The 10,506-nt window shown below is 42.1% G+C and carries 6 protein-coding genes; all 6 read right to left on the reverse strand.

The window, feature by feature from the left end:
- Positions 1-80: 80 nt before the first annotated feature.
- The 6 genes from AOQ57_RS06015 to AOQ57_RS06035 all read right to left on the reverse strand — a co-directional run bounded on the left by AOQ57_RS06015 (position 81) and on the right by AOQ57_RS06035 (position 10,409).
- Positions 81-4,880 carry a glycosyl hydrolase 53 family protein gene (locus AOQ57_RS06015; RefSeq protein WP_093626183.1) on the reverse strand — a complete coding sequence of 1,600 codons (4,800 nt, stop codon included), beginning with the start codon at positions 4,878-4,880 and terminating at the stop codon, positions 81-83.
- A gap of 214 nt (positions 4,881-5,094) precedes the next feature.
- Positions 5,095-6,030 carry a dTDP-glucose 4,6-dehydratase gene (gene rfbB, locus AOQ57_RS06020; protein WP_093626185.1) on the reverse strand — a complete coding sequence of 312 codons (936 nt, stop codon included), beginning with the start codon at positions 6,028-6,030 and terminating at the stop codon, positions 5,095-5,097.
- Positions 6,031-6,090: 60 nt separating this feature from the next.
- Positions 6,091-7,077, reverse strand: coding sequence for a glycosyltransferase family 2 protein (locus AOQ57_RS06025; RefSeq protein WP_093626187.1), 987 nt, complete (start codon positions 7,075-7,077; stop codon positions 6,091-6,093).
- Between the two features lies 1 nt (position 7,078).
- Entirely contained in the window at positions 7,079-8,149 is a 1,071-nt protein-coding gene (locus tag AOQ57_RS08320; RefSeq protein WP_235789015.1) for a putative glycosyltransferase family protein, read from the reverse strand.
- Positions 8,150-8,281: 132 nt separating this feature from the next.
- On the reverse strand, positions 8,282-8,818 hold the full coding sequence (locus AOQ57_RS08325; protein ID WP_235789016.1) for a putative glycosyltransferase family protein: 537 nt from the start codon (positions 8,816-8,818) through the stop codon (positions 8,282-8,284).
- Positions 8,819-8,828: 10 nt separating this feature from the next.
- Complete coding sequence (locus AOQ57_RS06035; RefSeq protein ID WP_093626190.1) at positions 8,829-10,409, reverse strand: peptide chain release factor 3; 1,581 nt, start codon at positions 10,407-10,409, stop codon at positions 8,829-8,831.
- Positions 10,410-10,506 lie beyond the last annotated feature (97 nt).

Here is a 10,506-nt window from a genome sequence, read left to right on the forward strand (position 1 = left end):
ACTTGTGTAACCAACTATATAACTAACCAAGTAATTTGGCAAGAAAAAAAGGCCTCTTTTTTAAGAGACCTTTTTATTAATTAAGCCGTCTTACCGTCCCATTTAAGGGAAGCAGAGTAAGTTAAGGTTACGGGCGAGCCATAAGTTCCATTTTGGTCAACTGACTGGAGCCAGTATTCATAATGATAGTTATTACCATCAACCGTGTAAGTCTTCGTGCCTTCAACCGCTTTATTAGTTAAAAGAGACTTAACTTGATTTAATGCATCAGCACTAATGGCTTCTCCCTTCTTACCCGTTAATAGCTTTTGAACCGCCGTCGTTGAAATACCTTGTAAGTTAAGGTCGTTAGAGGTTAATACGTCACCTGACTTAGGTCCGTTAGTAACATTAACCGTTCCATTTCCAACGGTATTCCAAACTTGGCCAACTTTGACTACAATCGGTGAAGTTGCTTCACCAGCCGTTGGTACTAATGGCGTAGCTTCTTGATCAACAACTACTGTTGCTGTATAGTCAGCAACCAACTGGTTACCGTACTTGGCATTAGCATTAGCCTTAACAAAGTTAGCAACTTGTTCATCTGCAGTTACCCCATCAAGAGTATAAACGTAGTGATAGATTGCCCCATTATCAGCGGTATAAATCTGACTCTTTGAAGAAGTAATCAGGTCTTTAGCAATCTGTTCTAAAACAGACTTGCTAATTGTCTGATTTGGATCACCCTTCAAAAGTTTTTGACCATCCTCAGAAATCAGATTGGTGATCGACGGTGCAGCATTGGTTGTTAACCCATCATTCGGCGTTACATCCGTCTTGTTAACGATTTGAGTCACCTTTGCATTAACTGAGCTTGTTTGCTCAATTGTTGGCGTGGTGTAGCCATTCAGCATACCAGCGTAAGCCATCAATGACTGAAGCGGGTGACCATGATCATCAAAGAGCGCGGCATTATCCCAAGTGGTTCCACCCCAGGTTGGTTGACCGTTGTAATACATTACATTATCTGGTGCATAGCCAATTGCGTACTTAGAAGCCCATCCCGTTCCATAAAGGTTAGACATTTCCTTGTTAAACTGCCAGTTATCCCAACCAGCCTTGACCGGAATCCATGCCGGTTCCCAGTAGAAACCACCGACCCCGTTACCGGCTATCAAGGCCTTATACATATCTTCTAAAGCATTTACTTGCCCCTGAGGATTAACAGGATAGGCACTAGTATCTGAAGTTGAGCCAATTGAGTTACCCGTCCCATCGCTGTCTTGGGTGGTAGATACCCAAGCCGTTTCTAGAACAACCACTTGTTTGCCAAATTCATTTTGGGCCATTTCTTCAATTGCCTTCAAGTTATTTGGTGTGTTGGCACCCGTTCCAAGGTTTTGACCGTTGTAAGTACCGTTATTGTCACCTGTTGACCAGAATGGGTAGTATGAAGTTCCCAGGTAATCATAATCAACGTGGTTATTCTTCCAAACCGTCATAATCGTCCGGTATTTATCAATATTTGGTGTTTCAAGTTGAAGGGCAATTTTAGCAGTTGGTAAGATTGCTCGAACAGCCGAGGTTCCGGTTGCTAAATACTGGGCAACTTGGTTAGCATCCTTCCCTTGCCAAAGTGACCGCCAATTACCACCATGATCGCGGTCACTGTAAAGGCCAAAGACTCCGTTAGTAATTTCGTTACCAACTTGTACCATCCCAACATTAGCACCAGCATTCCGTAAGTCCGTTAAGACCTTAGCGGTATAGAGGTAAATTGACTGGTTAAGATCATTAGAGCTTAAATTCTTCCATGCCTTTGGAAGGGGTTGCTTAGCTGGATCTGCCCAGAAGTCAGAGTAGTGGAAGTCAACGAGCACCTTCAATCCATATTGAGATGCTTCAGTGGCTAATTTAACGAGGGTTGCTTCATCATTATTTCCCCCACCATAGCCATTACCATCCTTATCATATGGGTCATTCCAAACCCGAATCCGAACCCAGTTTACACCAGCATCCTTGAGGACCTTGAAGAGAGGAGCCTTATTACCGTTGAAGTCATAGAATTGAACCCCAGCATTAACCAGGGCTTGGTAGGATGAAATATCAACCCCTCGAATCATGTCTTCAGTCATCCCCGGAAGCTTCTCCACGGTGACCTTATCATAACGGGCCCCTGTTTCACTTCCCGTTTGGTAAGCTAAATCTAATTGACTATCTGTCTTTTGACTAGCTGGTGTTGTATCAGTTGTGACTTGACTAGCTGGCCCCCAAGTTAAAGTAGCTGTGTAATTAACCTTTAATTGATCGCCGTACTTAGCCCCTTGATTTTCCTTTAGGAAATTCTGTAACTTGTCATCAGCCGATTGACCAGCCAACCAATACTCGTAATGATACTGATCACCATTAGCTGTAGTGTAGGTTTTTGTACCATTAAGGGCCGTCTTATTCCCTGGTAAATCATTAAAGATGGCTTGTAACACGTCACTAGGAATTGTTTCGTTTGCTGTTCCTTTTAGTAGAGCTGTGTTGAGTTGTTGCCAAGCTGAACCTAATTCTGAGGCACTAACGGTTGTACCCGTCGTAAGACCATTCGCTACTTCAACATTGCTATTAATTCCCGCAGCTTTATATACTTCAGCAATCTTCGCAATAATTGAAGAGGAGACTTGGGCTACCGCCTGTTCATTTGCCGGCTTAAATAGGATGATTGCCACTTGATCGTTAGCTAAGTCAAAACCCACTCCAACAACGGCGCCATTCTTTTGATCACTAGTCGCATTTAGCTGACTTACAAAGGCTTCAGCAATATTAGCTGGTGTTCCATTTAACCTTTTTACGGTTGAAGAAAGAACTTCTCCACTCAAGAGTGAGTCACTTTGAAGTCGCTTAGCAAGGGCCGCTCCATCATTATTAGCATCACCCTGAGCCAATAATTGTGCCAGGTCGTGCAAGGCAAGTTCTTGATAACCATTGGATTGGTTAGTCCAGTCCCACTTAATGTCACTATTTAATTTCTGAGCTACCTCTTTAGCAATTTGTTCCCGAATTACAGAAGTAACACTAGAGGTATTGGTGATTATCCCATCCTTATCAAAGGTCAAGGTAATCCCATCAATTTGCTTCGTTTGGTTCTTTAGTAGGACGCCCCCATCACCAAAGTAGTAGGTGTGCCCCCAATTTTGGTAAAAGCGATTGGTATACCGTGCTCCATCCTTACCGAAGTAATACATGTTGCCCCAGTTAGAGTAGAACTGATTCTTGTACTCCTTACCATCCTTACCAAAGTAGTATACTTCTCCACCTTGATTTAGGAAGTAGTCACTCTTCATAATCCCTTGATTATCAAAGTAGTAAGTGGCCCCATCGATATCGTGGGTTGTGGAGGTAATCCGCGCCCCGTCGGCACCAAAGTAATATTTATTACCCCAGTTTTGGTACCACTGGTTGGTTAAACGGATTCCCTTTTTATCGAAGTAGTAGAGTTTTCCGTCGTTACTATAGAACCGGTCAGTGTAACGAACCCCGCCTTCGCCAAAGTAGTAGGTATGACCCCAGTTAGAATAGTACTGGTTAGTGTAACGGGCCCCATCCTTACCGAAGTAATACATGTTGCCCCAGTTAGAGTAGAACTGATCCTTGTACTCCTTACCATCCTTATCAAAGTAGTAAACCTTCCCGTCTTGGTTTAAGAAGTAGTCACTCTTCATAATCCCTTGGTTATCGAAGTAGTAAGTGGCCCCATCGATATCGTGGGTTGTGGAGGTAATCCGCGCCCCGTCGGCACCAAAGTAATATTTATTACCCCAGTTTTGGTACCACTGGTTGGTTAAACGAATTCCCTTTTTATCGAAGTAGTAGAGTTTTCCGTCGTTACTATAGAACCGGCTGGTGTAACGAACCCCGCCTTCGCCAAAGTAATAGGTATGCCCCCAATTAAAGTAATACTGGTTAGTGTAACGGGCCCCATCCTTACCGAAGTAATACATGTTGCCCCAGTTAGAGTAGAACTGATCCTTGTACTCCTTACCGTCCTTACCAAAGTAGTAAACCTTCCCGTCTCGGTTTAAGAAGTAGTCACTCTTCATAATCCCTTGGTCATCGAAGTAGTAAGTAGCCCCATCGATATCATGAGTTGCGGAGGTAATCCGTACCCCGTCAGCACCAAAGTAATATTTATTACCCCAGTTAGAGTAGAACCGATTCTTATACTCCTTACCGTCCTTATCGAAGTAGTAAACCTTCCCGCCTTGGTTTAGGAAGTAGTTACTCTTCATAATCCCTTGGTTATCAAAGTAATAAGTAGCCCCATCGATATCATGAGTTGCGGAAGTAATTCGTGCCCCGTCATCACCAAAGTAGTATTTATTACCCCAATTTTCATACCATTGGTTTTGGTACATGTGGTTTTCAGCATCATAGTAATAAACTTTACCATCCTTGGTTTCAAAACGAGCATTGGTTGTGTTTGAAACAGCAGCCTTAACTTCTCGAATAGGTTGAGAATCATCATTCGTTGTTGTTGCTGAACTACTAGTATTACTACTTTCAGCTGTAGCAGCAGCGCTTGATGCTGATGTATTCGTACCTGTTGCAACGTTCACGGTTGTAGCTTTTTCTGCACTTGCACTTCCCTGGCTTGAGCTTGCACTGGATGTAGATGATGAACTAACATCAGCCGCTTCACTATTAGCAGACGAACTAGCACTTACGGCTTCATTATTAGCAGATAAATTAGTACTTACAGCTTCCACTGCAGAACTTGGTACTGCTGACGTGGTATCTGCATGAGCCGTTGAGGTACTTAAGATTCCTCCAGTAGTAATAGCTAAGGTTGCTAGAGCAGCAACACACCACTGTTTACCACTCTTATACATCTTAAAGTGCTTTTTTATTTCCATTTTTTCCTCCGTTTATTCACAAAGAAATTACAAAACCAGGATTATTTTAACATTTATCGAACTAAAAATTAACCCTTTTCAAAATAACTATTATAAGTAAGTAAGAATATAAAATGTTTTGTGTCTTAGAGTAAAAATGGAAATCCACTCCCAATAAATCAGAACTTGTTGTCTTCTGAAAAGAAAAAAGGCCTCTTTTTTAAGAGACCTTTTATTAATTAAACTGAAACGCCCTAATGGTCTTTAAAAGCCCATCGGTAAGACCTGTGGATGGTTGCCAACCAAAAGCCTTTTGAAGCTTAGTATCATCCAAAGCGTAACGGTGATCATGACCTAGCCGTTCAGCAACGTGAATAACCTGATGATCTTCAAAGCCGATTAACTTTTGTAAGTGGGTCACCACCTCCATAACCGACTGACTCTCAAAGCCCCCAATGTTGTACACTTCCCCGGCATCACCCTTTCTCATTACCAGGTCGATGGCTTGGCAGTTATCGGCTACGTAAAGCCAGTCGCGGACATCATCACCCGCTCCCTGAATCGTGATTGGTTGATGCGCAAGTGCCCTGATAATGATCATTGCCACCAGTTTCTCCGGATACTGGTTAGGCCCGTAATTATTGGCGGACCGGGTAATCACTACCTCCTGACCATATGTGTGATAAGCCGCCAGAGTTAGCAGATCAGCCGAGGCTTTGGTGGCTGCGTAAGGGGAACTGGGATTTAAGGGCGTCTGTTCGGTTGCCCGTCCCGTTGTTAACGATCCGTAAACCTCATCCGTTGAAACCTGCACCAGCCGAATTTGGGCCTTACGGCAGGCATCCAACAGGACCTGGACTCCCATGATGTTAGTCGAAACAAAGGGCATTGGCTTTTCAATCGAACGGTCAACGTGTGACTCAGCCGCGAAGTTAACCACCACATCAATGTGCTCTTCTTCGATCACCTGGTTAACGGTCTGGGCGTTGCGAATGTCACCTAAAATAAAACGGTAATGGGGATGATTCTCTAAGTTGACCACGTTAGCTAGGTTAGCGGCATAGGTTAAGCAATCGAGGTTCACCACTCGATCGTGGGGATGGTAATTAAGCTGGTAGTGTAAGAAGTGGCTCCCAATGAAGCCAGCACCACCGGTTACCAAAATATTCATAATTGATCCCCCCACTCTTTTGGCAAAGTTAAATGGTATCCGCCACTCAGCTAAGGTTCGTTATTTATGATTCTCCTTTGATCGTAAGGTAAAGATCATTCTTGCCAAGCAATACAAACGTAATTTTAGTAGTGCAATGGGAACAAGACGCGGTTTTCGACACGCCCGCAAGGGAACTTTTGCTAAGGCACTTGAGATTACTGGCTCCTTAATGATTCGTTTTAATTGCTGAGTCTTTTGCCGGTTTGATGCCGGATTATTAATGTCAAAGACCTCGCGAACCATCATTACGTTCACGTGCATAAGAACGTAATAGGCACCTGCCATTTGAATATCTTCATGCTGATGCTCAAAGCGCTTAGTCGTCATGCTTAGTGCATCAAGATATCCTGCTACTTTCTTACCATCAAAAGTACGCATAACAGAGCTGGGACTATCCAAGTAACGATAAAATGACGCTGGAACCAATTGAAGCGATTGAATTTCTAACAGGAAAGCAACCATGAAGTCCCCATCTTCTGCAAAAGATAGGTTTTCATCAAAGTGTAAGCCATGTTCTTCGATGACTTGGCGACGTAAAAACTTTCCCCATACCGTTAAGTTCTTGGTCGGATTCGAAATCATCGTACATCGGTATTCCTCTAATCCATCCCCACTTAGCAAACACTGACGATTACTATTTCGAATTTCGCCCTTAGAGGTTTGATAGTTAAAAAGAATCAAGTCTTGCCCTTTCAGATGTTCCATTTGCTGACCCCATTCCGGGGTTAGCTGATCATCTGCATCTAAGAAAAGAATATACTCCCCTTGCGCCTTTTGTAAGCCTAGGTTTCTGGCAGAACTTACCCCACCATTTTCTTTATGGATCACTTGTACCCGTGGATCAATATTCTGTAACTCATTAGTTGATCCATCCGTTGACCCATCATCAACCACTAGGATTTCTAAGTCTGTTCCCCCATAAGCGCAGGCACTTTGAATAGCCCTAGCGATCAACTTACCGTTATTGTAAGTTGGAATAATAATACTTAAATTTATTTTATTCATCTTAAGAAGCTCGCCTTAATTTTAAAACTGAACTAGCAATTATTGCTAGCCAGCTAATAAGGGTTACAAGCATACCAATTTTCATTAAGATGGTTGCTTTGTATCCCACAGTTGCTACAACTTGGTTCGATGTTGCCTTAAATTCAATAGTTCCTCGCTTGCTTACTTGGTAGTTAGCAGGCTTCCCTCCAACTTCTAAGTACGTATTCTTATAAACAAGGAATGGCAAATTAATGGTTTTTCCTTTTACGTTCTTCAACTTATACGTTAACCTATTAGCTCCAGAGATCCTTGTGGCCTTAATTACCTTGCCATCCGCATACGTAATACCATCAACAATTGAACGAGTTTTAGGAACTTCAACCGCTAGGTTAAAGTCAGCATAATTATTTCCCCGTGCTTGGCTGGGATAATAATCCTCCCCACCATAAACCACACCGTGTGAAAATAATTCATAGTAATTAGAATTCGATAACTTATATCCTGATTGTGTTCCAGGCACAGTCCCCGCTGCCTTCAATGTAATCTGATCAAGGGAGCTGTTATTCCACCAGTGATGATTTTGTAAAGCACTCAGCGGATATACCACTGCTACCACTGCAATAGCAATAAAAATGGACAGTCGCTTAGCATTGTTAACTTGCTTTTTTTCTACTGCTTCACCAATCGCATCACCCGCCACTAGTGCTAAAAATATCCCTGCGTAGGTGATATACCTAAATGGAAACTGAATAACACCCAAAATCGGTACTAATTTTTGTATCGTCTCCCACGGAAATAATGTTGAGGTAACTACTAATAGTATAACTCCTATAAACCAAGCACCTCGATATAACTTATTTGAACTTGTCGCAAAGCCAGTAAGTGCTGAAAGAATAAGTAGTATACCGACATTCTGGCTATAGTACTTATTGAATGAATTAAAGATAACATTTTCCAACGAGGTAACCATTGAAAAATTAATTCCAACATTAGTACTTACAATATTTTGGCCAATATAGTCAGAAATGAACGGAGCAACTATCACTAATGTTAGGCATATACAAACTATAATGGACTTTAATAGAGCCAAAATCCGTTCTCTATTCTTCCACTTACCCTGAAATAATGATATCAAAAATAAAAAGGATAAGATTTCAATACACAAAATTACACTTAAAATATGGCAATAGCTAACTAACGCTAAGCCTATTGCCAACGGTTGTCAATTCATTTTATCCGTAAAGAATAATTGATACCCACCTAACATAACTAACGGTATGAAAGTCCATGCTAAAAAAGCGCCAAAGATTCCTTCTCCCACCAAAAGATGGTACGGCATCTCTACATAGCATATAGCAGCTACTATGGCTTTAATTGGTGAACCTGTGACCTTTTTTGCACAGTAGTACGTTAATAGTAGCGTAATTAAATTGAATAATGAAAACCAGGCATAAAAAGCTGTTACGGGACTAAATAAAAATCGAAAGATCGCCCATGGATAAAGAAAGATAGTAGGGTAGAAAAGAAAGTTGGCAACCCCTGTTTTCTGAAATGTGTGTGTCGCAATATAAGTAAATAGATGACCAGACTTTAAATTCTGGTAGATTTCTTCGACACGTGATGCATGAAACGACCAGTCATTAGCAACAAAAACTTGATGCGAATTCCATAATGGGTACGTAATAGTAAATGTAATGATTAAAAAGATTAATATTACTAACCCATCCCACTTTTTGGAACTTTCAATTTCCTTATACATTATTGACTTCCTATAACTTCGACGTTAATTCAACGTCCGGGTACTTTTGCTTGAACCAGTTCTCGGCAAATTGGTTTTCAAACAAGAAGAGTGGTTCTCCTTGCATATCCTTAACTAAGATATTACGAGAAGAGGACATCTTTGGATCCAACTGATCAGGTTTAATCCAGCGAGCCGTCTTCTTGCCCATTGGTTCCATGATCACTTCGGAGTTGTATTCGTTTTGCATCCGGAACTTGAAGACTTCAAATTGAAGTTGTCCCACGGCCCCTAAGATGTAATCGTTAGTATTGTAGTTTTGATAAAGCTGAACCGCCCCTTCTTGGACCAGCTGGTTAATCCCTTTGTGGAAGGACTTTTGCTTCATAACGTTCTTAGCGGAAACCCGAACAAATAGTTCTGGCGTAAATTGTGGTAACTTCTCAAACTTAATGTCTTCCTTACCGGTATAAATTGAGTCACCGATTTGAAAGTTCCCTGTGTCATAGAGACCAATAATGTCACCTGCTACGGCTTTTTCAACGTTTTCACGTGTGTTTGCCATGAATTCTGTCACGTTTGACAACCGAAGCGGCTTCTGTGTCCGTTCCAAGGTAACGTCCATTCCCCGGTCAAATTCACCCGAGCAGACCCGGACAAAAGCAATTCGGTCACGGTGTTTAGGATTCATGTTTGCTTGAATCTTAAAAACAAAACCTGAGAATTCTGGTGAGAGCGGATCAATTGCCTTTCCCTCTTCTGTTTTGTGTGCACTTGGTGCCGGAGCATACTTCAAGTAAGTTTCTAAGAAGGTCTTAACCCCAAAGTTCGTCAAGGCTGAACCAAAGAAGACCGGGGTTTGATCTCCCGCTGCAATTTTTTCTTCAGAGAATTCGCTTCCGGCCTCAGAAATTAATTCCATTCCCTCCAGAGCATCTTCCCACTCACCTTCACCCGCCAGTGGGTTATCCCCAATTACTTCACCATTTTCATCTAGTGGCAGATACGGATTTTCTTCATCAGCAGGGTGCGTCAATGCAACCCGCCGATTGTGACGATCATAGACCCCCATAAATTGACGTCCCATTCCAATTGGCCAATCCATTGGGTAAGTTTCAATTCCCAGGGTTTCTTCAATTTCATTCATCAAATCAAGTGGTTCCCGGGCATCCCGGTCATACTTGTTAATGAAGGTAAAAATCGGGATTCCCCGCATCTTACAAATTTGAAAGAGTTTACGAGTCTGGGGTTCAATCCCCTTGGCACCATCAATCACCATAACTGCAGAGTCAACTGCCATCAAAGTTCGGTAAGTATCTTCCGAGAAGTCTTCGTGACCTGGGGTGTCTAGGATATTGATCCGCTTACCATCGTAGTCAAATTGCATTACTGATGATGTAACAGAAATCCCCCGTTTTTGCTCGATTTCCATCCAGTCAGACTTCGCAAAGTTTGAACTACCCCGTCCTTTAACGGTCCCAGCTTCTCGAACAACGCCTCCAAATAGAAGTAATTGTTCTGTAATCGTTGTTTTCCCCGCATCCGGGTGTGAAATAATTGCAAACGTTCGCCGCTTACTTACTGCATCTGATAATTGTTGTTTAGTTGCCACTCTTTAAATTCCTTTCGTCTACTCTCAAAGCTCATACCATTCCAATACATATTAAGCCAAACTATGGTAATCAAATACCTGTCAACTACGCACCGAA

The sequence above is a fragment of the Limosilactobacillus gorillae genome (assembly GCF_001293735.1).
GTDB classification, from domain to species: Bacteria; Bacillota; Bacilli; order Lactobacillales; family Lactobacillaceae; genus Limosilactobacillus; species Limosilactobacillus gorillae.